Source organism: Nocardioides montaniterrae, assembly GCF_054782655.1.
In genome coordinates this window covers 164,174-186,731 of record NZ_BAAGSB010000004.1, presented here as the reverse complement: position 1 = coordinate 186,731, position 22,558 = coordinate 164,174, and the positions used below count along the sequence as shown (strand labels likewise).

22 protein-coding genes are annotated in these 22,558 nt (G+C 70.3%); 12 read left to right on the top strand and 10 right to left on the bottom strand.

Translation table 11 applies throughout. The features are described from left to right. Window positions 1-91 precede the first annotated feature (91 nt). From ACYVJ3_RS08835 to trxA, 7 genes are all read left to right on the top strand, one after another. A complete protein-coding gene (locus ACYVJ3_RS08835; RefSeq protein ID WP_460852514.1) occupies window positions 92-2,245 on the top strand; it encodes a DUF6049 family protein in 2,154 nt (717 codons plus the stop codon). Then, the gene (gene murJ, locus ACYVJ3_RS08830; RefSeq protein ID WP_460852513.1) at window positions 2,242-3,915 is read left to right on the top strand and encodes a murein biosynthesis integral membrane protein MurJ; all 1,674 of its coding nucleotides are present in this window, start codon (window positions 2,242-2,244) and stop codon (window positions 3,913-3,915) included. The genes ACYVJ3_RS08835 and murJ overlap by 4 nt, the downstream gene beginning before the upstream one ends. A 37-nt stretch (window positions 3,916-3,952) precedes the next feature. Beyond that, complete coding sequence (locus ACYVJ3_RS08825; protein ID WP_460852512.1) at window positions 3,953-5,899, top strand: protein kinase family protein; 1,947 nt, start codon at window positions 3,953-3,955, stop codon at window positions 5,897-5,899. Next, the gene (gene sigM, locus ACYVJ3_RS08820) at window positions 5,889-6,560 is read left to right on the top strand and encodes an RNA polymerase sigma factor SigM (RefSeq protein WP_460852511.1); all 672 of its coding nucleotides are present in this window, start codon (window positions 5,889-5,891) and stop codon (window positions 6,558-6,560) included. The genes ACYVJ3_RS08825 and sigM overlap by 11 nt, the downstream gene beginning before the upstream one ends. 25 nt (window positions 6,561-6,585) lie before the next feature. Further along, window positions 6,586-7,320, top strand: coding sequence for a hypothetical protein (locus ACYVJ3_RS08815; protein WP_460852510.1), 735 nt, complete (start codon window positions 6,586-6,588; stop codon window positions 7,318-7,320). 123 nt (window positions 7,321-7,443) lie between these two features. Beyond that, the gene (gene trxB, locus ACYVJ3_RS08810) at window positions 7,444-8,418 is read left to right on the top strand and encodes a thioredoxin-disulfide reductase (protein ID WP_460852509.1); all 975 of its coding nucleotides are present in this window, start codon (window positions 7,444-7,446) and stop codon (window positions 8,416-8,418) included. Between the two features lie 49 nt (window positions 8,419-8,467). After that, the gene (trxA, locus tag ACYVJ3_RS08805; protein ID WP_460852508.1) at window positions 8,468-8,797 is read left to right on the top strand and encodes a thioredoxin; all 330 of its coding nucleotides are present in this window, start codon (window positions 8,468-8,470) and stop codon (window positions 8,795-8,797) included. A gap of 28 nt (window positions 8,798-8,825) precedes the next feature. Here trxA and ACYVJ3_RS08800 read toward each other — a convergent pair whose 3' ends face one another. After that, entirely contained in the window at window positions 8,826-9,467 is a 642-nt protein-coding gene (locus ACYVJ3_RS08800; RefSeq protein WP_460852506.1) for a GNAT family N-acetyltransferase, read from the bottom strand. 41 nt (window positions 9,468-9,508) lie between these two features. Here ACYVJ3_RS08800 and ACYVJ3_RS08795 point away from each other — a divergent pair, with 41 nt between their 5' ends. Further along, entirely contained in the window at window positions 9,509-10,723 is a 1,215-nt protein-coding gene (locus ACYVJ3_RS08795) for a pyridoxal phosphate-dependent aminotransferase (protein ID WP_460852504.1), read from the top strand. Window positions 10,724-10,811: 88 nt separating this feature from the next. After that, a complete protein-coding gene (locus tag ACYVJ3_RS08790; RefSeq protein WP_460852503.1) occupies window positions 10,812-11,597 on the top strand; it encodes a lysophospholipid acyltransferase family protein in 786 nt (261 codons plus the stop codon). 48 nt (window positions 11,598-11,645) lie between these two features. Here the strand turns inward: ACYVJ3_RS08790 and ACYVJ3_RS08785 are convergent, their stop codons facing one another. From ACYVJ3_RS08785 to rpmH, 9 genes are all read right to left on the bottom strand, one after another. Further along, window positions 11,646-12,656: a S66 family peptidase gene (locus ACYVJ3_RS08785; protein ID WP_460852501.1), complete on the bottom strand. Its 1,011-nt coding sequence runs from the start codon at window positions 12,654-12,656 to the stop codon at window positions 11,646-11,648. Between the two features lie 152 nt (window positions 12,657-12,808). Then, the gene (locus ACYVJ3_RS08780) at window positions 12,809-13,834 is read right to left on the bottom strand and encodes a ParB/RepB/Spo0J family partition protein (protein WP_460852500.1); all 1,026 of its coding nucleotides are present in this window, start codon (window positions 13,832-13,834) and stop codon (window positions 12,809-12,811) included. Further along, complete coding sequence (locus ACYVJ3_RS08775; protein ID WP_460852498.1) at window positions 13,834-14,781, bottom strand: ParA family protein; 948 nt, start codon at window positions 14,779-14,781, stop codon at window positions 13,834-13,836. Before ACYVJ3_RS08775 ends, ACYVJ3_RS08780 begins: the two co-directional genes overlap by 1 nt. A gap of 155 nt (window positions 14,782-14,936) precedes the next feature. Beyond that, window positions 14,937-15,707, bottom strand: a complete 771-nt coding sequence (gene rsmG, locus ACYVJ3_RS08770; protein WP_460852495.1) for a 16S rRNA (guanine(527)-N(7))-methyltransferase RsmG — start codon at window positions 15,705-15,707, stop codon at window positions 14,937-14,939. A 15-nt stretch (window positions 15,708-15,722) separates the two neighbouring features. After that, on the bottom strand, window positions 15,723-16,241 hold the full coding sequence (locus tag ACYVJ3_RS08765; RefSeq protein ID WP_460852493.1) for a Jag family protein: 519 nt from the start codon (window positions 16,239-16,241) through the stop codon (window positions 15,723-15,725). Continuing rightward, the gene (gene yidC, locus ACYVJ3_RS08760) at window positions 16,238-17,239 is read right to left on the bottom strand and encodes a membrane protein insertase YidC (RefSeq protein ID WP_460852726.1); all 1,002 of its coding nucleotides are present in this window, start codon (window positions 17,237-17,239) and stop codon (window positions 16,238-16,240) included. The genes ACYVJ3_RS08765 and yidC overlap by 4 nt, the downstream gene beginning before the upstream one ends. A gap of 32 nt (window positions 17,240-17,271) precedes the next feature. After that, entirely contained in the window at window positions 17,272-17,508 is a 237-nt protein-coding gene (gene yidD / locus ACYVJ3_RS08755; protein ID WP_460852490.1) for a membrane protein insertion efficiency factor YidD, read from the bottom strand. Beyond that, window positions 17,505-17,855, bottom strand: a complete 351-nt coding sequence (gene rnpA / locus ACYVJ3_RS08750) for a ribonuclease P protein component (protein WP_460852489.1) — start codon at window positions 17,853-17,855, stop codon at window positions 17,505-17,507. The genes yidD and rnpA overlap by 4 nt, the downstream gene beginning before the upstream one ends. Window positions 17,856-17,903: 48 nt before the next feature. Next, on the bottom strand, window positions 17,904-18,041 hold the full coding sequence (gene rpmH / locus ACYVJ3_RS08745) for a 50S ribosomal protein L34 (RefSeq protein ID WP_460852487.1): 138 nt from the start codon (window positions 18,039-18,041) through the stop codon (window positions 17,904-17,906). A gap of 466 nt (window positions 18,042-18,507) precedes the next feature. On the opposite strand from rpmH, the gene dnaA reads away from it, so the two are divergent. The 3 genes from dnaA to gnd all read left to right on the top strand — a co-directional run bounded on the left by dnaA (window position 18,508) and on the right by gnd (window position 22,498). Then, window positions 18,508-20,037 (top strand): chromosomal replication initiator protein DnaA, encoded by a 1,530-nt coding sequence (gene dnaA, locus ACYVJ3_RS08740; RefSeq protein ID WP_460852485.1) that lies wholly within the window; start codon window positions 18,508-18,510, stop codon window positions 20,035-20,037. 391 nt (window positions 20,038-20,428) lie between these two features. Beyond that, the gene (dnaN, locus tag ACYVJ3_RS08735) at window positions 20,429-21,568 is read left to right on the top strand and encodes a DNA polymerase III subunit beta (protein ID WP_460852484.1); all 1,140 of its coding nucleotides are present in this window, start codon (window positions 20,429-20,431) and stop codon (window positions 21,566-21,568) included. A 42-nt stretch (window positions 21,569-21,610) separates the two neighbouring features. Next, entirely contained in the window at window positions 21,611-22,498 is an 888-nt protein-coding gene (gene gnd / locus ACYVJ3_RS08730) for a phosphogluconate dehydrogenase (NAD(+)-dependent, decarboxylating) (RefSeq protein ID WP_460852483.1), read from the top strand. The last annotated feature ends 60 nt before the right edge of the window (window positions 22,499-22,558 follow it).

Here is a 22,558-nt window from a genome sequence, read left to right as displayed (position 1 = left end):
GAGTCTAGTAATCGCGCGGTCCGGCACGTCGGGCGCGCTCCCCCGGCCTGCCCTGCAGCTGTTCGCCAGATCACCCGACTACGGTTGGGGGGTGGCTTCAGGCAGGTGGGTGTCGCGCGCCGCGGCCGGCTTGCTCGGTTGCGCCGTGCTGTCCTCGGTGACCCTTCCCGCCGCCCACGCCACCCATCCGCGTCGCGCCCCCGACCCGGACGCCCCGCTCCAGATCGTCATCTCCGACCTGACCCCGGGCGTCCTGCCCCGCAGCGGGCCGATCGTCGTCAGCGGCACGGTCACCAACACCGACTCCGTCCCGTGGACCGACGTCAAGCTCTACCCGTACGTCGACAAGGACAGCTGCGTCGCCGCCTCGACGTGCTCGCCCGAGATGCGCAGCGCCACCGAGCTGGCCGAGGGCGCCAGCGCCGACCCGACCAGCCCGGTCGGCGAGCGCATCACCGACGCCAACGTCCAGCAGACGCTCTCCACCATCGCGCCGGGCCAGACGCTGTCGTTCCAGCTGACCGTCCCCCAGAAGGTCCTGCGCGACAACATCGCCAGCCCGCAGCCGGGCGTGTACTGGTTCGGGGTCCAGGCGATCGGCGCCAGCAGCACCACCGAGCGCGACCTGATCGCCGACGGCCGGGCCCGCACCTACCTCCCCTACATCCCCGCCGGGTACGCCGTGAACGGCCACCGGGCCGTCCTGCCGACCGCGATCGTCGTACCCCTGCGGGCGCAGATCCGGCACTACCGCGACGGGCGCGTGGCCGAACCCCAGACGTGGCTGGCCGCGCTCGGCCCCGACGGCACGCTCAGCAAGACATTGAGCATCGGCCAGGCGGCCGGAGGCCTGCCCATGACCTGGCTGGTGGACCCCGCCGTGCTCGACGTCGTCCACCAGCTCGGTGAGGGGAACCCGACCCGCCTCGTCGCCGCTCCCGGCCAGCAGCCCTCGGCGTCCGCGTCGGCCAGCGCGACGCCGGCGGACGACGACACCACCGACGACCCGGTCGCGGCGGCTGCGAACACCTGGCTCGACGACGCCCACCGCACCCTGTCCGACGGCCGGCTGATGACCCTCCCGTACGGCGACCCGCAGATCCTGGCCTCCGACGACACCGCCCCGCTCTACCGCGCGGCGCGCGCCCAGTCCGGTCTCCTCGACGAGTGGAAGCTGCCGTCGCGGCGCGCGATCGCCGGCCCCGACGGGTACGTCGACCCCGCCGGGCTCGCGACGATCAAGGACCGCAGCGTCGCCCTGCTCGCTGACGACGAGCTGCCCCGCGCGACGAAGCCCGGCACCGTCGGCACGCACCCGCTCGTCCCGACGTCCTCGGGCGCCGCGGCCGGCGGCCCCGAGCCCGGTGACCGCTTCTCCTCGATCGCGGTCCGCCAGCGGATCCTCAGCGAGGCGGCGATCCGGCTGGTCTCCGGCGACACCACGCCGCTCGTCGTCCAGCTGCCCGCACAGATGGGCGCCGGCGGCGCCGACCAGTTCTGGAGCGGCCTGAGCCAGACCTGGCTGCGGCTCACCGACCTGGGCTCGGTCATCGACAGCGCCGGTCCCGCCGTCGACGCCGGCCGGCTCAAGGCCCGGCACGCGAGCGTGGCGGACCAGTACGCCGCCCTCGCCCAGACCGAGGCCAGCCAGCTGATCGACACCGGCGACCTGCTGCAGTCGGTCGTCACCGCCCCCCACTCGGCCGCCGCGAACGCCCACGTGCGGACCGACGTCGTCCGCGAGGCGCTGGCCGGGACGTCGTACTCCCTGCGCACCGACCCCTCCGCCGCGGCACGCCTGACCCGCTCGCGCGCCTGGATCCTCGACACGCTCGGGTCCATCACGCTCAGCGCGCCGCCCGGCGTCACCCTCTCCAGCGCCGAGGGAAGCTTCTCCGTCACCGTCACGAACGACCTCGACGTGCCCGTGACCGTGCACATCGCGGCCGAGGCCGATGGCGCCCGCGTCGAGAAGGTCGATCCCGTCGCGCTCGCCGCCCACTCCCGCGCCTCGGTCCGCCTCGACGTGCACACCTCGCGTGCCGGCGTACGCAACGTGCGCCTCGAGCTCACCGACGGCTCCGGCCGCCCGATCGGCTCCGTCGTGACCGTGCCGATCCGCACCGGCTCGGTCGGCATCGTCATCTGGGCGATCCTCGGGACCGGTGCCGGCATCCTCTTCGCGGCCATCGTGATCCGGCTCCGCCGCCGGCTCGGCAAGCGCTCCGCCGGTGGGGCAGCGTGAGCGCGGAGAGCCTCCCGGAGGCCACCGGCGGGTCGAGCGTGCTCGGGAGCAGCGCGATCATGGCCGCCGGCACCGCCTTCTCGCGCGTGAGCGGCTTCCTGCGCTCGGCCCTCCTCGCCGCGGCGCTCGGCGCCAGCGTGCACGCGGACATCTTCACGGTGGCCAACACCGTGCCGAACATGCTCTACATCCTGCTGGCCGGCGGTGTCTTCAACGCCGTGCTCGTGCCCCAGCTCGTGCGTGCCATGAAGAACGACGCCGACGGCGGTTCGGCGTACGTCGACCGCATCGTCACCCTGGCGATGTGCTTCCTGACCGTCGTCACGGTGCTGCTCGTGGTGGCAGCACCGTTGGTGATGCGGGTGCTGCTCTCGGGTCAGTTCTTCGAGCCCGGCATGGAGGCCGAGCGCGACTCGGCGATCGACTTCGCCCGCTACTGCCTGCCGCAGGTCTTCTTCTACGGCATGTTCGTGCTGGTCGGGCAGATCCTCAACGCGCGCGGCCGGTTCGGGCCGATGATGTGGGCGCCGATCGCCAACAACGTCATCTCGATCGCCGTGCTGGTCGCCTACCTCGCGCACTTCGGCGCCGCCAGCGCCAGCGAGCAGGTCGGCGGCTTCGGCAGCGGCGAGGAGCTGCTGCTCGGCCTCGGCTCGACCCTCGGGATCGTCGCGCAGCTGCTGATCCTGCTGCCCTACCTGCGCAGGGCGGGCGTCCGGATCCGGCCGCGCTTCGACTGGCGCGGGACCGGCCTCGGCCAGACCATGCGCCTGGGCGTGTGGACCGTGCTGTTCGTGATCGTCAACCAGATCGCCTACGTCATCGTGACACGACTGGGCACCGGCGGAACGGCGGCGGCCCACGACGGCACCGGTATCACCATCTACTCCAATGCCTTGCTGATCGTGATGGTCCCCCACTCGATCATCACCGTCTCGCTGGCGACCGCGATCCTGCCGCGGATGTCACGCGCCGCCGAGGCCGGCGACCTGGCCGCCGTCGGCGCCACGCTCGCCTCCACCAAGCGCACCGCTCTCTCCGTGGTCGTCCCGTTCGGACTCTCTCTGCCGATCATCGCGCTGCCGCTGGCCCACGTGATGTGGGGCCACGGCGCCACCGCCGAGGTCTTCCACCGCTACGAGGCTCCGGTCGCCCTCTTCGGCGCCGGCATGCTGTTCATGACGATCCACTACCTCAACCTGCGCGGCTTCTACTCCCTGCAGCGCAACCGGACGGTCTTCTACATCCAGTGCGTCATCGCGGTCGTGAACGTCGCCGTCGCCGTCGCACTCGTCCATCGGGTCGATCCGTGGGACACGGCCCCGGTCCTCGTCCTCGCCTACACCGTCGCGTACGCCGTCGGCTCGGTCGTGTCCGGCGTGGTGCTGCGCCGCGAGCTCGGCGTACGTCGCTCGGCGCGGATGCGCGGCTTCGTCGTACGCCTCGTGGTCGCCACCCTCCTCTCGGTCGGCGTGATGTGGGCGATCGACGGCGTCTTCACGGACACCGTCGCCGAGATCACCGCCCACCCCGGCTGGGAGTGGGCCGCGGTCGAGCTGCTGGTCGACGGGCTCGCGCTCGGCGTGATGCTGCTGTGGCTGGCTCGTCCGTTCCGGCTGACCGAGATCACCGATGTCGCCGAGCAGGTCGGCCGCCGGCTCGCGCGCTGACGCGGTCGGCGGGACGCCACCTGCATAGGATGGGCCCGTGGCGCTGTCGACCCGGCCCGGGGAGGTCCTCGCCGGTCGCTATCGCTTGATCGATCTCCTCAGCGAGAGTGGCGGCGGGCGGTTCTGGCGTGCCCACGACCGCGTGCTCGAGCGGTACGTCGCCCTGCACGTCATCGCCGAGGACGACCCGCGCGCCCCCGGGCTGATCGATGCCGCCCGTGCCTCGGCGATGGTGCTCGACCCGCGGATCCTGCGCGTGCTCGACGCCGAGACCGAGGACGGCAAGTGCTACGTCGTCAACGAGTGGGGCACCGGTACCTCCCTCGACCTGCTGCTGGCCAACCACGGCCCCCTCGGACCGCGCCGCAGCGCGTGGCTCGTCGCCGACGTCGCCGGGGCCGTCCAGCAGGCGCACACCGTCGGGGTGGCCCACGGCCGGCTCAACCCGGAGAACGTGCTCATCGACCGGTTCGGGTCGGTCCGGCTGATCGGTCTCTGCGTCGACGCCGCCCTCCACGGCCTGCCCGGCGATCGCTTCACCACCGACCTCGGTGATCTCGGCGGCCTGCTGCACGCCTCGCTGACGGGCGCCTGGCCCGGACCGTCGAGCTCGCTGGTCCCGGCCGCTCCCCGCACCCCGGAGGGCATGATGCTCTCGCCGCGGCAGGTGCGCGCCGGCGTACCCAAGCAGCTCGACGACCTCTGGCGGGCGATCTCCGAGGCGACCGACCCGGCGCGCCACCGGCGGCGCGGGTTGCTGCGCTCACCCCTGACCACCCAGATCGACGTCGCCAACGCCCACGCCATCAGCACGGCGCTGCTGGACTTCGTCGGTGACCCGAGCGGCCTGCCGGCGGCCCTCGCCGCCTCCGTGCTGCCGATCAACCAGATCCGGCCCGTCGACCTCCCGGCCGTCTCCGATCCGATGGTCCACGACGTCGACCCCGATCCCGAGCCGCCGGTGGTCGAGCCCGAGCCCGACCCTGACCCCGAGCCCGCGGCCGCCGACGAGGCTGCGCCCGAGACCCGCGAGCCCGACGACTCCATCCCCCTGGTGACCGAGCTGCCCACGGAGGCCGGCCTCCCGGTGTTCGGGGACGACGGCGACGTCGAGTGGCTGCGAGCGCGCAGCACCCCGCCACCGCCGCCGCCCCCGTTCGAGGAGCCGCCGGAGCGGCCCCTGTTCGCGCCCGACCCGCCGGACGGCGCCCCCGTACGCCGGCCTCGGACCGACGTACCCACGCCCACGACCGTCGGCCTGGCCGATCGGGACCACCCGCTGGACCGGTCGTTCCCGACCGGTGAGATCACCGGGTTCTGGCCCTGGGACCACGACGCCGAGCTCGCGCGCGCCGAGTCCGCGGACGCCGACGAGGTGCCGGGACGCAGCTGGCTGCGGCTCGCGATGAGCGTGCTGGTCGCCATGCTCCTGCTGTTCGCGATCGTGATCGCCTTCAACCTCGGTCGTGGGCGCACGCCGCTGGGCAGCGTGCCCGACCACAAGCCGAAGGCGACCCACTCCGCCGCCGCCGGCACCGTGACCGGCCTGAAGGCGACCTCCTTCGACCCGCTCGGTGACGGCGAGGAGAACCCCGAGGACGTCGCCGCACTGCTCGACGGCAACCGCGCGACCACGTGGAACACCTCGACGTACGCCCAGCAGCTCGGCCCGCACGGCCTCAAGACGGGGGTCGGGATCCTGCTCGACCTCGGCTCGACGCGGACCGTCGCCGACGTGCAGGTCCAGCTGATCGGCGACCCGACCGCGGCCTCGCTCTACCTCAGCGCCGAGAAGCCGACGGGCGCGCCGACCGGAGCGCCGGCCGCCCACGCGACCTCCTCGGGCGGCACCCTCCGGCTCACCCCGGCCACCGACAGCTCCAGCACTACCGGTCGCTACGCCCTGATCTGGCTGACCGGGCTGCCGCACGTCTCGGACGGCTTCCGCGCCACCCTCACCGAGGTCACCGTCCATGCGCGATGACGCGGAGCTGCTCGCCGCCCACGTCGCCGGCGACCCCGAGGCCTTCGGCGAGCTCTTCGCACGCCACCGCGATCGGCTCTGGGCCCTCGCTCTCCGCACCACCGGCGACGCCGAGGTAGCCGCCGACGGCCTCCAGGACGCCATGATCGCCGCGTTCCGCCGGGCCGCATCCTTCCGCGGCGACGCCCAGGTCACCACCTGGCTGCACCGGGTCGTCGTCAACGCATGCCTGGACCAGCTGCGCCGGCGCGCGAGCCGGCGTACCGACGCCCTGCCCGACGACGTCGACGAGACCGACCGCCGCACCCTGCGCACCGACGAGGCCGCCGACCCCGCCGAGCTGAACGTACGCCGGGAGCGGGCGGCCGCCGTGATGACCGCGCTCCAGCGGCTCCCGGCCGAGCAACGGGCCGCCGTGGTGCTGGTCGACATGGAGGGCTACCCGGTCGCCGAGGTGGCCGAGATGCTCGACTGCGCGGTCGGGACGGTGAAGAGCCGGTGCTCGCGAGGCCGCGCGCGGCTCGCGGTGCTGCTCCGGGACCTGCTCGACGTCGACGAGGCCGCCCCCGTCGGCGAACCGCACGGGAACCCGTCGAACCCGCCTGACGTCGGATCAGGGAGCCCGCGCGGCCCACCCGCCACGCCGCTCGTCCCCGACTGACCCGACCCCTGCCCGAAGGCATCCCGTGACCGACTCACCGCTCTCCCCCGACCACGAGGCCGCCGTACGCCGTCTCCTGGCGTCGGTGGACGCACCCGAGCTGCCCGCCGACGTGGCCGGCCGGCTCGACGCGACGCTGGCAGACCTCGTCGCGGAGCGCTCGTCGGCCGACCCCGCGGTCGAGCCTGCTCCGGTGGTCGAGCCTGCTCCGGTGGTCGAGCCTGTCGAGACCCCGGTCGACCTCGCCGCGCGGCGGCGCCGGCGCGCGATCTCCACCCTGTTCGTGGCGGCCGCTGCCGTGGCCGCGCTCGCGGTCGGCGTACCCCTCCTCGGCCACGACCCCGACCAACCCAGCGCCGGCGCGCCTGCCGACCGGACCAGCGCAACGACTGCCGGACCCCAGGTCAGCAGCGTCCAGCAACCGGGGGCGACCACCCTCGGCTCCGGCAGGGCCGAGGACGACATGGCCGCCCGCGGCGTTCCCGTCCTGGGCCGGCGCGACCTGCGCAGCGGCCTGCTCGACCTGCGGCGCCGGCTCGGCCCCGCGGCGCGCTACGACACCGCCCGCCTGCGGGCGCCGCGTGGCTTCACGTGTGCGCCGGCGGCGTACGGCAAGGGCCAGCTCCTCGCCGTGAGGTACGCCGGAGCACCGGCCGTGGCCGCCTTCCGGGCACCCACCGCCTCCACCCAGGTCGCCGAGGTGCTGCAGTGCGGGACGGGCCAGGTCCTCGGCTCGGTCACCCTCCCGCCGCCCCACTGAGACCAGCACCGGCAGCCACACTGAGACCCTCCGCACCCCGGGGAATGCGGCGACCTACGATCGTCGTTGTTGCCATGACCTGCCGCCCGAGATCGATGCGGCGCACCTGACACGGAGGACCCGATGACCGACCAGCAGACCCGCGAAGTGATCGTGATCGGCTCGGGCCCGTCCGGCTACACCGCCGCCATCTACGCCGCTCGCGCCCAGCTCAACCCGCTGGTCTTCGAGGGCTCGGTCACCGCCGGCGGCGCGCTCATGCAGACCACCGAGGTCGAGAACTTCCCGGGCTTCCGCGACGGCATCCAGGGCCCGGCCCTGATGGACGAGATGCGCGCCCAGGCCGAGCGCTTCGGCGCCGAGCTGATCGCCGACGACGTGGTCGAGGTCGACCTGACCGGCGACGTCAAGGTCGTCAAGACCGCCGAGGGCACCTTCACCGCCAAGGCCGTCATCCTCGCCACCGGCTCGGGCTACAAGAAGCTCGACCTCCCCAACGAGGAGAAGCTCTCCGGACGCGGCGTCTCCTACTGCGCCACCTGCGACGGCTTCTTCTTCCGCGAGCAGCACATCGCGGTCGTCGGCGGTGGCGACTCCGCCGTCGAGGAGGCCACCTTCCTCTCGCGCTTCGGCACCAAGGTCTCCCTCATCGTGCGTCGTGACGAGCTGCGCGCCTCCAAGATCATGCAGGAGCGCGCGTTCGCCGACCCGAAGATCGAGATCGAGTGGAACTCCGTGGTCGAGTCGATCAACGGCGAGGAGTCCCTCGAGGGCATCACGCTGAAGGACACCGTCACCGGCGAGACCCGCGAGATCCCCTCGACCGGCCTGTTCATCGCCATCGGCCACGAGCCGCGCTCGGAGCTCCTGGTCGGCCAGGTCGACCTCGACGACGACGGCTACGTCCTGGTCCAGGGCGGCTCCACGGCGACCAACATCCCCGGCGTCTTCGCGGCCGGTGACCTGGTCGACCACCGCTACCGCCAGGCCATCACGGCCGCCGGCAGCGGCTGCGCCGCCGCGCTCGACGCCGAGCGCTACCTGGGCGAGCTCGCCCACACCACCGCGGCCGCCGGGAATGTCCCGGCCTCCGCGTAGGTTCAACACACCAGACGTTCCGTTCACCTCCCTCTGGAAGGAAGCCACCATGGCTGACAACATCTCCGCCGTGACCGACGCCGAGTTCGACGCGACGGTCATCAAGTCCGACAAGCCCGTCCTCGTGGACTTCTGGGCCGAGTGGTGCGGCCCGTGCCGCCAGGTCGCCCCGATCCTGGACGAGATCGCCGGACAGCACGGCGACAAGGTCACCTTCCTCAAGATGAACGTCGACGAGAACCCGGTGACCCCGGCCTCCTACCGCGTGACCGGCATCCCGACGATCAACGTCTACTCCGGTGGCGAGGTCGTCAAGACCATCGTCGGTGCCCGCCCGAAGGCCGCGATCCTCAAGGAGCTCGAGGAGTTCATCGCCTGACACCAGGCTCGGTGCTCCCGGCGCCCGCTCATCGTTCGCGATGGGCGGGCGTCGGCGCTTTTGCGCCCACCGGCCGTACGACGTGCACCAGCCGCTCCCATGCCGCACCGAGCTCGTCGCGCCAGGTCAGCACCGACCGCAGGTCCATCCGCATCCGCGGGTTGGTGGGGTGCGGGCGGTGGGTCTTGAAGCCGACCCGCGCGAGGAACTCCATGGGCAGCGCGCAGCCACCGCTGCGCCGACCGGCCCGCGCGAAGGCCTCGACCGCGCGGATGCTCGGATCCCCCCGGCCGATCAGGTCGCGCGCCATCCCCTGCACGAGCAGGCGACCCATGCCGACGCCGTCGTACGCCGGATCGACCCATGCGGTCGTGAGCAGCACGGCGTCCTGGGACACGGGCGCGGTCGGGAAGGCGCCCGCGCCCGGGACGTACGCCGCCGGCGCGTAGACGATGTAGCCGCGCGGCTCGCCGTCGATCATCAGGACCCGCCCGCACGAGCCCCACTCCCGCAGGACCTCGGAGATCCACGCCTCCTTCTCGGGCGTCGCCTCGGTCGCCTCGAGCCGCTCCCGGCGTACCGGGTCGAGCTCCCAGAAGACGCACGAGCGGCAGGGCGGATCGAGGCGCGCGAAGAGATCGAGCGTCAGCGGGACCGTCGTACGGGCCATAACTGGATCGTAGGCCTCGCGCGCAGGTGCGAGAATGGCTTGTGCGCAAGATCCGACAGAGCAAGAAGCTGGCCAACGTCCGGTACGACGTCCGGGGACCCATCCTCGAAGAGGCCCAGAAGCTCGAGGCCGAGGGTCACAAGATCCTCAAGCTCAACATCGGCAACACCGCACCCTTCGGCTTCGAGGCCCCCGAGGCCGTGCTGGCCGACATGATCCACCACCTGCCGAACGCCCAGGGCTACTCCGACTCCCGCGGCATCTACTCCGCCCGCACCGCGGTCGCGCAGTACTACCAGTCCCGCGGCCTGATCCGCACCGACGTCGACGACGTCTTCATCGGCAACGGCGTCAGCGAGCTCATCTCGATGGTGCTCCAGGCGTTCGTCGACGACGGCAACGAGATCCTCGTGCCCGCGCCGGACTACCCGCTGTGGACGGGCGCGATCTCGCTGTCCGGCGGTACGCCCGTGCACTACCGCTGCGACGAGGAGAACGGCTGGATGCCGGACCTCGAGGACATCGAGGCCAAGATCACCGAGAACACGCACGCCCTGGTGATCATCAACCCGAACAACCCGACCGGTGCCGTCTACTCCAAGGAGATGGTCACCAAGCTGGTCGACATCGCGCGGCGTCACGACCTCGTCGTGATGGCCGACGAGATCTACGAGAAGATCATCTTCGACGACGCGGTGCACCACCACGCGGCGGCCGCCGCGGGCGACGACGTGCTCTGCCTGACGTTCTCCGGGCTGTCCAAGGCCTACCGCGTCTGCGGCTACCGCGCCGGCTGGGTGATGATCTCGGGTCCCAAGGAGCTCGCGACCGACTTCCTCGAGGGCCTGACCCTCATCGCCAACATGCGCATGTGCGCCAACGTGCCCGCCCAGCACGCGATCCAGACCGCGCTCGGCGGCTACCAGTCGATCAACGAGCTGATCGTGCCCGGCGGCCGGTTCTACGAGCAGATCATGCTCGCCGACAAGCTGCTCAACGAGATCCCCGGCGTCTCCTCGGTCCGCCCGCAGGGTGCGCTCTACTGCTTCCCGCGCCTGGACCCCGAGGTCTACCAGATCGACGACGACCAGCAGTTCGTCATCGACCTGCTGCGCGCCAAGAAGATCCTGGTCACCCACGGCACCGGCTTCAACTGGTTCGCCCCCGACCACTTCCGGCTGGTCACGCTGCCCGACGTGGACATGCTCGAGGAGGGCATCGGCCGGATCGCCGACTTCCTCGCCACCCGGCGCTGAGGTATTTGTTCGTCCCGAACAATCCCGACCGCTGAAACTACGGCGCCCGCCGTCGCGTTCCTCGCCGCAGCCTGTCAGGCTCTGCCCCATGGCCGACCTGACGTACCCGATCACCATCGCCGCCGCGAAGACCTGGTTCCGCATCTCGAACTTCGACGTCCAGGTGGAGGGTGCTGAGAACATCCCCCGCACCGGTGGCGCCGTCCTCGCGTGCAACCACAACTCCTACCTCGACTTCGTGATGGCCGGCTACCCCGGTGAGAAGCAGAAGCGCTACACCCGCTTCATGGCCAAGCGCGAGGTGTTCGACCACCCGGTCGGCGGACCGCTGATGCGCAGCTTCCACCACATCAGCGTCGACCGCTCGTCGGGTGCCGCCTCCCTCGAGGCCGCCGCGGACGCCTGCCGTCGCGGCGAGATCGTCGGCATCTACCCCGAGGCCACCATCTCCCGCTCCTTCCAGATCAAGGAGCTCAAGACCGGCGCGGTGCGCATCGCGGCCATGGCCGGCGTACCCCTGCTGCCGACGGTGCACTTCGGCGCCCACCGGATCCAGACCAAGGGCCACCCGCGCGACCTGTCCCGCGGCAAGACCGTGCTGATCAAGACCGGGGAGCCGATGTACCCCACCGGCGAGGACCCGGTGGCCGAGACGGCCGAGCTGCACCGGCGGATGACCGAGCTGCTCGACCGCTGCATCACGGAGTACCCCGAGGACGAGAAGCCCGCGGGCGCCTGGTGGCTCCCCGCGACGTACGGCGGCTCCGCCCCCTCCCTCGAGGAGGCCGAGCGTCTCGACGTCGAGGAGAAGGCCGCCCGGGCCGCCCGCAAGGCCGAGAAGGCTGCGGCGAAGGCAGCGGAGAGCAAGAAGTAGCCACCTCGACAAGGCGATACGTCGCTTTGTCGACAAAGAGACGCCGGGTCAGCGCAGCTCCTGCGTGAGCCGGTGGGTCGTGCCTTGGATCGTCAGCGTCGCGAGAGCTCCGTTGACGAGCGGCAGGTGCGGGGGCACGTGCCCGATCTCCACATCGAGCACGATCGGCAGACCGAGCCGACTCAGGGCGTCGAGGACCGCCTCCACCTGGGACATCCGCGGGTTGTCGGCAGCCCTCGTCCGACCGATCACGATCGCGGCCGCGTCCTCGAACCAGCCGGCCAGCCGGAGGCCGTGGAGGTGGCGACAGATCGTCGCCGCCTCGTCCTCGGCGGCCTCGAGGTAGACGATCAGCCCCTCCGCAGCGTGCTTCTCGCCGAAGGCCGCCACGTCGCCGTACGCCGTGCCCGCCAGGTTCGCCAGCGTCTCGATGCAGCCGCCGATCAGCCGACCGGTCACGTGGACGTCCTCGGCTCCGTGAAGGCGCCACCCACCTCGACCGACCTCACGCCACTCGGTCGCCCGCGGATCGTCCTCGAAGCGCCACCAGTCGGCGACGACTCCTGAGTCGCTCTGGACGTGCGGTCCTGGGTCACTGACGACATCGAGCCACGCCAGCAGCCCGGTCGGAGGCCGGTAGGGCGTGTCCGCGAGGTTGTCCCCGTGCATCGTGGCCCACCCCAGCCGGGTGGTGAGCGGGACCAGCAGGGTGGAGATGTCGGAGTAGCCCACCAGCCAGGTCGGCTCGGCCTCGGCGAGGCGGTCCCAGTCGAGCAGGTCCACCACGTCGATCGCCGTCTCCCCGCCCCACGGCGGCACCACGCAGCGGATCGACGGGTCGCAGAGCATCGCGGTCAGCTCGGCCGCCCGCCGGGCCGCCGGTGCCGACGTGATGCCCGCGCCGTCCATGCACTCGCCGACCACCACGTCGTACCCCCGCTGGCGCAGCCACTGGACGCAGAACGCGACGCGCTCGGCGGCGGGACCGGTGACGCCCGACGCCGGGGAGGTCACCCCGATCGTGTCGCCCGGTCGCAGGGCTGACGGGAAACGGATCATGGGCCCGATCCTGCCACCACCCATGAACCATCGCTTTGACGATCTGTCGCTTTGTCGACATTCGCATCGTCCCAGGTCAGCGCTGGGAAATGCCGAAGGGCGCCGCGGGTGCGGCGCCCTTCTGCGTTGCTCGGTCGGCCGGAGCCGGCCGTTCAGATCACGCGGTCGTGCCGGTTGCGGGGATCGATCAGGTCGACGATGCGCTGGAGGTCGCCGGTGTTCGCGAACTCGATGGTGACCCGGCCCTTGGCCTTGCCGAGATCGATCTTCACACGCGTCTCGAGCCGATCGGCCAGGCGCTCGGAGAGGTCGGCCAGACCGGGAGCCTTCGGCTTGGCCGTGCGAGCGCGCTGCGGCTTCGCGTCGCCCTGGCCGACAGCGATGATCTCCTCGAGCGCGCGCACGCTGATGCCTTCGGCAACGACCCGCTGGGCGAGCTTGTCCTGGGCGTCGGAGTCGGCGACACCGAGCAGGGCCCGGGCGTGGCCGGCCGACAGCACGCCGGCAGCCACGCGACGCTGCACGGCCGGCGTCAGCTTGAGCAGTCGCAGCGTGTTGCTGATCTGCGGGCGCGAGCGGCCGATGCGCTGAGCGAGCTCGTCGTGGGTGCAGGCGAAGTCCTCGAGCAGCTGGTTGTACGCCGCCGCCTCTTCGAGCGGGTTGAGGTTGCTGCGGTGCAGGTTCTCCAGCAGCGCGTCGCGCAGCATGTCGGTGTCGTCGGTCTCGCGGACGATCGCCGGGATCGTGGCGAGGCCGGCCTGCTGGGTGGCGCGCCAACGGCGCTCGCCCATGACCAGCTCGTAGGACTTCTCGCCCGTCTTGCGGACGACGACGGGCTGCAGGAGCCCGACTTCCTTGATCGAGTGGACCAGCTCGGCCATCGCCTCCTCGTCGAAGACGCTCCGAGGGTTCACCGCGTTGGGCTGGATGTCCCCGACGGGCAGCTCGGCGAAGTAGGCCCCATCGACGGCCGTCAGACCCGAATCTGCGCTCTGAGCGCCGATCGCGGCGCCGGTGGACCCCAGGTCCACCGATGCGCTGGAAGGCGCTCTGGCGGCAATGTCCGCATCCCGGTCGTCAAGCTTGACAGCGGGCGTCTCGGCGTCCGCGGGCGGACCGCTCGGGATGAGCGAGCCCAGACCACGGCCCAGACCACGTCGCTGCGCGTTGTTGCTCATCAGTTCTCCACCTTCGCGCGGCCCACGATCTCTCGCGCAGCCTCCAGATAGGACAGTGCACCGGGGGATGCCGGGTCATAGGTGATGACCGTCTGACCGTACGACGGCGCCTCCGAGACGCGCACGGAACGCGGGATGTTGGTCTTGAGGACCTGGTCCCCGAAGTGCTCGCGCACCTCCTCGGCGACACCGGCGGCGAGGCGGGTGCGGGCGTCGTACATCGTCATCAGGATGGTCGACACGACCAGCTCGGGGTTGAGGTGCTGCTTGACCATCTCGACCGTGTTGAGCAGCTGGCCCAGGCCCTCCAGGGCGTAGTACTCCGCCTGGATCGGGATGAGCATCTCCGCGGCCGCGCAGAGCGCGTTGAGCGTGAGCAGGCCCAGCGACGGCGGGCAGTCGATAAGGACGTAGTCGAACCGGTCCTCCCCCGCCGTGGCGGCGTCGCCGACCCGCGGGTGGCCGAGGATCGCCTTCTTCAGGCGGTTCTCACGGGCGACCACGCTGACGAGCTCGATCTCCGCGCCGGCCAGGTCGATGGTCGCGGGGACGACGTACATGCCGGCGATGTCCGGGCATGGCTGCGCGATCTCGACGAGCGGCGTGCCGTCGACGAGGGCGTCGTACGTCGACGCGACGCCGCGGTGGTGCTCGACGTTGAGCGCCGTCGAGGCATTGCCCTGCGGGTCGAGGTCGATCACCAGGACACGCTGGCCGAGGTTCGTCAGCGCGGCCGCCAGGTTGACCGTGGAGGTCGTCTTGCCGACGCCGCCCTTCTGGTTCGCCACCACGAACAAACGGGTGGTGACCGGGCGGGGAAGCTGCTCGGACGGAATGCCCTGACGCACCATCACCGACTGCTGAGCAGCGCGGGCCAGGGGAGTGAGGTCGTCCTCGAAGGCAGCCGCGGCAGCGGCGATCTCGGCGGCGGTGCGCACCTTCGGCATGCCCGAGACCGCCTCTGTTTCACGTGAAACATCACCGGCGGTGCTGGACGGGGTCACGACGCTCTCCTGTGGAAAACTTGGGTCAACCTGTGGATGCTCACGCTCAGCACGGTCCTCGACATCGGTGGAAAACTCCGGGGATCCCGGGGCTTCGGTCACGACTTCCTCCTCGACTTGCCACGCTGATGGGTGCGCTGACCCGTTGCCCGACGACGACCGTCCCGGGCCGACTTGCGCCTGCCGACGGGCGGCCACGATACCCGCGCCGGATCGGCCGCGGTAACCCTCACGACGCGAGCGGGGACGACCGAGTCGTCCTCGTCGGCGTACACGTTGACGATCGGTTCGGCACAGCCCCAGCGCTCCAGCAGAGCGGTCGCGGACTCGATCTCCGCGGTCGCGCTCTCACCCTTGAGCAGAGACAGGGCGCCGGCGGGTTCGGTGAGGGGCAGGCACCACTCCAGCAGGTTGTCGAGGGCCGAGACCGCGCGGGCGGTGACCACGTCGAAGCGCTCCTTGCCGTGCAGCGCGTCGGCCCGTCCACGGACGACCCGCACGTTCACCAGCTCGAGCTCGGCGGCAACCTCTTCGAGGAACGTCGTACGCCGCAGCAGCGGCTCGACCAGCGTCACCGAGACGTCGGGGCGGGCGATGGCCAGCACCAGGCCCGGCAGCCCGGCGCCGGTGCCGATGTCGGCCAACGTGCAGTCGGCCGGAAGCTCGGGGGACATCAGCACGGAGTTGAGGATGTGCCGGTCCCAGATCCGCGGGGCCTCGCGTGGACCGATCAAGCCGCGCACGACGCCCTCGGTGCAGAGGAGCTCGGCATAACGATCGATCAGCGGCAGCCGCTCAGCGGGGAAATGCCGCGCGGCGGCGGGGTGCCGGTCAGGCACACCCACCGCCGCGTCGTTGTCTTGTTTCACGTGAAACGTCGTACGTCAGTCAGCCGGGAGGACGACGACGTAGCGACGGGGCTCGACACCCTCGGACTCCGAGCGCAGACCGGCGGCCGCGACGGCGTCGTGCACGATCTTGCGCTCGAAGGGCGACATCGGGTCGAGCCGGGCCGGCTCGCCGGACTCGATGACGGCAGCCGCCGTCTCCGCACCCAGCTTGGTCAGACGCGATCGCTTGTCGGCACGGAACCCGGAGATGTCCAGCATCAGGCGGGAACGCTCGCCGGTCTCGCGGTAGACCGCGAGGCGGGTCAGCTCCTGGAGAGCCTCGAGCACCTTGCCGTCGTGGCCGACGAGCTGGGACAGGTCGGCACCGACGATGGAGACCGACGCCCGGTCGATCTCGACGTCCATGTCGAGGTCTCCGTCGAGGTCGGCGATGTCGAGGAGCTCCTCGAGGTAGTCCGCGGCGATGTCACCCTCACGCTCGAGGGCCTCGACGCGGGACCCGGCAGGAGCCTCGGTGGCCTCGTCGGCCGGGGTCTCGATCTCGGTGCTCATTCGGAGTCTCCCTTGTCCTGGTTCTGGTTCTGGTTGGGGTGGCTACCGCCACCTGAGGTCTTCCGCTGCGAGCGGGTCTGGCGCTTCGGCTGCTGGCGTACGGCGGGGCGCACGTCGGTGCCCGGCTCGGCGACCTCGCCGCCCTCGGCGATCGCCGCGTCGCCGGCGTACTTCTCCGGGTGCTTGGCGGCCTTGGCCTTGTCGCGCTCCTGCTTGGCCTTGAAGGCCGGCGTGCCGGGAACCGGGTTGTTGCGGATCACGTAGAACTGCTGGCCCATCGTCCACAGGTTCGAGGTGGTCCAGTACAGGACGACACCGATCGGGAAGGCGACACCGGTGATCGCGAACACGAAGGGGAGGACGTAGAGCAGCATCTTCTGCTGCTGGGCGTACGGGCCGGACAGGGCGTCGGCCGGCATGTTCTTGGTCATCAGCTGGCGCTGGGTGGTGAAGGTGGTCGCGATCATGCAGACGAAGAGGACCAGCGCCACGATCATGACCGAGCTGTCCGGGGTCGGACCCCAGGTCCGCGCGCCCCAGAACGACTCGGTCACGGGAATCTTGCCGAAGACCTCCGAGCCCTTGAACTGGTTCGCCAGGTGGTCGGTCAGGAAGCCGTTGCCGGTACCGGACTTGGCCGCGTGGTCGACCAGGCGGAAGAGCGCGAAGAACACCGGCATCTGCAGCAGCAGCGGCAGGCAGGAGGCGAACGGGTTGGTGCCCGTCTCCTTGTAGAGCTTCATCGACTCCTCAGCGAGACGCTGACGGTCGTGACCGTACTTCTTCTGCAGCTCCTTCATCTTCGGCTGCAGCAGCTGCATGTTGCGGCTGGATTTGATCTGCTTGACGAAGAGAGGGATGAGCGCTGCACGGATCGTGATGGTCAGGCCGATGATGGCCAGTGCCCACGAGAGGCCGCCGGACGGGTCGAGCACCAGGCTGAGCAGCCAGTGCCAACCGACCAGGACGGCCGAGACGATGTAGTACAGCGGCACCATGATGAAGTGGCCGATGTCGCCGATGAAACCCACTAAAGGCTCCTAGTTGTTTGATGACGGGGCGGGACGTGATCGACCCCGCCCGGGGTCCAGGGGTGGCAGCGGGCGATGCGCTTGATCGCCAACCAGCTGCCTGTGAGCGAGCCGTGCACGGTGATCGCCTCGACGGCGTACGACGAGCACGACGGGTAGAACCTGCAGGTCTGTCCGAGCATCGGGCTGATCGCGAACTTGTAGGCGCGAAGGACCGCGATGAGGACGTGCTTCACGGAAGGATCCGGGCCAGACAGCGGTCGAGGTCGGCTCCGAGCTCGGCGTACGACGCCCGGGCGGCTGCCGTGTTGGCGCGCACCACCACGGAGCTGGTCGGCGGCAGTGTCGAGAGCCGGTCGGCGACCAAGTGCCGAAGTCGGCGCTTGACCTTCGAACGTACGACCGATCCGCCCACGGCCTTGCTCACCACGAAGCCGACCCGGGTTGCGGGTACGCCGACGTGCCCGCCGACTGGGTCGACGAGCACGTGAGTGACCAGGGTGGTTGAGCCGGCACGGCGGCCGCTTCGGGTGGTGGCCCGGAACGACTCGGCGTCCCGCATCCGGTGGATGGCGGGAAGCACGCTCAGCCCTGGCGCGGCCGCAGGCTGCGCATCAGAGGCGAAGGTGCCTCAGACCGCGAGGTCCTTGCGGCCCTTCCGGCGACGGTTCGCCAGGATGGCGCGACCCGCACGGGTCCGCATCCGAAGGCGGAAACCGTGCGTCTTGTGACGACGGCGGTTGTTCGGCTGGTACGTCCGCTTGCTCACGTCTGACCTCTCGAAGGTGATTCTGGGAAGGGCCATCCGGGCGGCACGTCTGTGTGACGCGACCTGTCGGCCGCCACCGCGCAGCCACGAACAATCCGGATGGTTTGCTCGTGGACATGCGGCGAACGGTCGACACCGAACGACCGGCCAACGGTACGCGCGGAGCGAAGACAGGGTCAAACTGACGGACCCGTTCCGAATTGTCGACAAAACCTGTGGATAGCGGGTTGATCCGGCCCCGTGCCGGTAGGTAGGTTCGATCAATCCGGGTTTCCCCTCCGGTCCGATCCCCGCCGATCGCGCGCAGTCCCGTGCTGGTCCCGAACCAGGCGAAAAATCCGGTTCTGACCTGCGGAAATGCAACAATCGGCCCGGGGCACGGCCCGGTCTCGGCGGTGCCGATCCGACGGGGGCGAGGCACAGTCCACAGCCTGTGGACAATGTTGTGGAGGGTGAGAGGGATCAAGTGACCGGGACGTACGACGACGGCAGCCAGGACGACCCGACCAACGAGGTCGCAGCGGCCGAGGACCGACTCGAGACCGAGTGGCGTGCGGTCATCGGCGACCTCCAGGTCCACCAGAGCGCGTGGTTGCGGTCGAGCAAGGCGGTGACGCTGCACGGCACCACCGCGATCGTCGCGGTTCCTGACGACTTCACGCGCAAGCGGCTCGAGGGCCGGCTCCGAGGCGAGCTCGAGGGCGCGCTGAGCGACCGCTTCGGCCACGACATCCAGCTGGCGGTCACCGTGGACGCCACGCTCCAGCACCCGCTCGACACCGACGACGGATCGTCGTACGCCGCTCCCGAGCCGGCTCCGGCCGCCGCGACGTCGATCCCGGACGGTCGGATCCCCGACGGTCGATACGACGACATGTCGACAAAGCAACATGGCGACAAGTCGACGTCGATGATCGGCGACGACACCTCCCTCCAGGCCTCGACCCCGCAGCAGGGCGAGACCCGGCTCAACCCGAAGTACACCTTCGAGACCTTCGTCATCGGCTCGTCCAACCGCTTCCCGCACGCAGCGGCCGTCGCGGTCTCGGAGGCGCCGGGCCGCAGCTACAACCCGCTGCTGGTCTACGGCGAGTCCGGTCTGGGCAAGACCCACCTGCTGCACGCGATCGGCCACTACGTCCGCACCATCTACGCCGGCTCCAAGGTGCGCTACGTCAGCTCCGAGGAGTTCACCAACGAGTTCATCAACTCGATCCGCGACGACCGGTCCGACCGGTTCAAGCGCAAGTACCGCGACGTCGACGTGCTGCTGATCGACGACATCCAGTTCTTGGAGGGCAAGGAGCAGACGCAGGAGGAGTTCTTCCACACCTTCAACGCGCTGCACAACGCCAACAAGCAGATCGTGCTCACCTCCGACCGCAGCCCCAAGCGCCTCGAGGCGCTCGAGGACCGGCTGCGCAACCGGTTCGAGTGGGGCCTGATCACCGACGTCCAGCCGCCGGACCTGGAGACCCGCATCGCGATCCTGCGCAAGAAGGCCGCGATGGACCGGCTGACGGCTCCCTCCGACGTGCTCGAGTTCATCGCGAGCAAGATCCAGACCAACATCCGCGAGCTCGAGGGCGCGCTGATCCGGGTCACCGCGTTCGCGAACCTCAATCGCCAGGAGGTCGACATGACCCTGGCCGAGATCGTGCTCAAGGACCTGATCCCCGAGGGTGGGGAGCCGGAGATCACCGCCGGCCTGATCATCGCCCAGACCGCGAACTACTTCGGGCTCTCCATCGAGGAGATCACCGGGCCGAGCCGTGGCCGCCACCTGGTGATGGCACGTCAGATCGCGATGCACCTGTGCCGCGAGCTGACCAACGACTCGCTGCCGCGCATCGGCAAGCACTTCGGCGGCCGCGACCACACCACGGTCATGTACGCCGAGCGCAAGATCAACCAGCTCCTCGGCGAGCGGCGCGCGGTCTTCAACCAGGTCAGCGAGCTGACCAACCGGATCAAGATGCAGGCCCGCCAGGCTTGATCACCCGAAGGCTCCTGCCTGTGGACAACGCACCGAAAACGGTCCGAACTACACGGGGAGGATTCCGTGGAGGCACGGGGCGCTCCGTCCCCAGGGAGCCGTTCCTCCACATGCAGGCCTGGTGCGACCCGCGGCAGTCCACATCGAACTACACCTGCAAAGACCGCTCTGACCAGCACGAACAACAGTTCTCCACAGAGTGCACAGGACCTATGAACACTACCTACCTACCTATGCATCCAGATTTCCGTGGAACTTCTCCTGCGCTCCTGCCTGTGCATGAACCCCACGATTCAGCGCGGCGTGGCAGGATGCATTCCCCTACAGCTTTGTCATTCACCAGCCCACACGGCCGTCTCGTCGTACCGGCTCCTGCGGAGGTAGACCACCAGTGAAGTTCCGAGTCGACCGCGATGTCCTCGCGGACGCTGTCGCATGGGCCGCACGCACCCTGCCGGTGAAGCCGAGCATCCCGGTGCTCGCCAGCCTGCTGATCGAGGCGAGCGACGACGGCCTGGTGCTGTCGACCTTCGACTACGAGACCTCCGCCCGGGCGACGTTGTCCGCAGAGGTCGCCGACGAGGGCAAGGCACTGGTGAGCGGCCGCCTGCTCGCCGACATCTGCCGCAGCCTGCCGAACAAGCCGGTCGAGCTGGTCCTGGACGGCGCTCGCGTCGCGCTGACCTGTGGTTCCTCGCGCTTCTCGTTGCAGACCCTGCCGGTCGAGGACTACCCGTCGATCCCGGAGATGCCGACGTCGAGCGGCACCGTCGCCAGCGACGCCTTCGCCCACGCGGTCGCGCAGGCCGTGACCGCTGCCGGTCGCGACGAGATGCTTCCGGTCCTCACCGGCGTACGCGTCGAGATCGAGGGTGACTCGATCTCGCTGCTGGCCACCGACCGGTTCCGCCTCTCGCACCGCGAGCTCCAGTGGAACCCCGGTACGCCGGACGCGTCCTTGGCCGCACTGGTTCCGGCCAAGGTCCTGGCGGACACCGCCAAGTCGCTGACCGCCGGACCCGAGATCACCATCGCGCTCTCCGGCGGTGGCTCGGGAGACGGCCTGATCGGCTTCGAGGGCACCGGTCCCGGCGGCACCCGCAGCACCACCACCCGCCTGCTCGACGGCGAGTTCCCGAAGGTCCGCGGCCTGTTCCCGAGCGAGAAGCTCACGGTCGCCAAGATCGACAAGGCCGCGCTCATCGAGTCGGTCAAGCGCGTCGCGCTCGTGGCCGAGCGCAACGCCGCCGTACAGCTGGCCTTCCAGGACGGCGTGCTGACCCTGGATGCCGGCAGCGGCGACCAGGCGCAGGCCTCCGAGTCGGTGCCGGCCGACATCGAGGGCGACGACCTCACCACGGGCTTCAGCCCGCAGTACCTGCTCGACGGCCTCACCGCCATCGACCAGGGCGTCGTCGAGCTGGCCTTCACCCAGTCCTCCAAGCCGGTCGTCATCAGCGGCACCGAGCAGGAGTCCGACGACGGTGGCAGCTTCCGCTACCTGCTCATGCCGCGTCGTCTGCTTTCCTGAAGGAAGCAACGCCACCACCTTCTCGACGCTCAAGGAGTCGCTGTGCCCACTCTCGGTCTGATCGGTCTCGGCAAGATGGGCGGCAACATGCGCACCCGCATGCGCGACGCCGGCCTGGAGGTCGTGGGGTACGACCGCAACCCGGAGCTCTCCGACGTGGCGAGCCTCCAGGAGCTGGTCGAGGCACTGCCCTCGCCCAAGCTGGTCTGGGTGATGGTGCCGGCCGGCGACCCGACCCGGTCGACCATCGCCGAGCTCAAGGAGCTGCTCAGCGAGGGTGACCTGGTCGTCGACGGCGGCAACTCCAAGTACACCGACGACGCCGAGAACGCTGCCTCGCTGGCCGAGAAGGGCATCGGCTTCGTCGACTGCGGCGTCTCCGGCGGTGTGTGGGGGCTCAAGAACGGCTACGCCCTGATGTACGGCGGCAAGACCTCCGACGCCGAGAAGGTCATGCCGTTCCTGCAGGCGCTCAAGCCCTCCGACACCGAGGACGGCCTGGTCCACTGCGGCGAGACGCCGGGTGCCGGTCACTTCTCCAAGATGGTTCACAACGGCATCGAGTACGCCATGATGCAGGCGTACGCCGAGGGCTGGGAGCTGCTCGACAAGGTCGACATCGTCGACAACGTGCCCGAGATCTTCGCCTCCTGGCGCACCGGCACCGTGGTCCGCTCCTGGCTGCTGGACCTGCTGGTCGACCAGCTGCGTGCCGACGAGCACCTGAGCAAGATCAAGGGCTACGCCGAGGACTCCGGCGAGGGCCGGTGGACCGTCGAGGCGGCCATCGAGAACGCCGTCCCCATGCCGGCGATCTCCGCGTCGCTCTTCGCGCGGTTCACCTCGCGCCAGGAGGACGACGTGGCGATGAAAGCGATCGCGGCCATGCGCAACGGTTTCGGCGGGCACGCGGTCCAGAAGGAAGCATGATCGGGGGATGAGCGTTCCCGAGCCTCCCGGCGGTCAGCCGCAACAGCCCCGCCGATGAGC

Excerpts from the sequence above, each read along its gene's own strand:
- ACYVJ3_RS08780 (WP_460852500.1), bottom strand. The coding sequence starts at position 13,834 with ATGAGCAACAACGCGCAGCGACGTGGTCTGGGCCGTGGTCTGGGCTCG.
- ACYVJ3_RS08790 (WP_460852503.1), top strand. The coding sequence starts at position 10,812 with ATGGCCGACCTGACGTACCCGATCACCATCGCCGCCGCGAAGACCTGG.
- trxA (WP_460852508.1), top strand. The coding sequence starts at position 8,468 with ATGGCTGACAACATCTCCGCCGTGACCGACGCCGAGTTCGACGCGACG.
- ACYVJ3_RS08775 (WP_460852498.1), bottom strand. The coding sequence starts at position 14,781 with ATGCCGAAGGTGCGCACCGCCGCCGAGATCGCCGCTGCCGCGGCTGCC.
- sigM (WP_460852511.1), top strand. The coding sequence starts at position 5,889 with ATGCGCGATGACGCGGAGCTGCTCGCCGCCCACGTCGCCGGCGACCCC.
- ACYVJ3_RS08785 (WP_460852501.1), bottom strand. The coding sequence starts at position 12,656 with ATGATCCGTTTCCCGTCAGCCCTGCGACCGGGCGACACGATCGGGGTG.
- trxB (WP_460852509.1), top strand. The coding sequence starts at position 7,444 with ATGACCGACCAGCAGACCCGCGAAGTGATCGTGATCGGCTCGGGCCCG.
- ACYVJ3_RS08765 (WP_460852493.1), bottom strand. The coding sequence starts at position 16,241 with ATGAGCACCGAGATCGAGACCCCGGCCGACGAGGCCACCGAGGCTCCT.
- ACYVJ3_RS08800 (WP_460852506.1), bottom strand. The coding sequence starts at position 9,467 with ATGGCCCGTACGACGGTCCCGCTGACGCTCGATCTCTTCGCGCGCCTC.
- yidC (WP_460852726.1), bottom strand. The coding sequence starts at position 17,239 with ATGGTGCCGCTGTACTACATCGTCTCGGCCGTCCTGGTCGGTTGGCAC.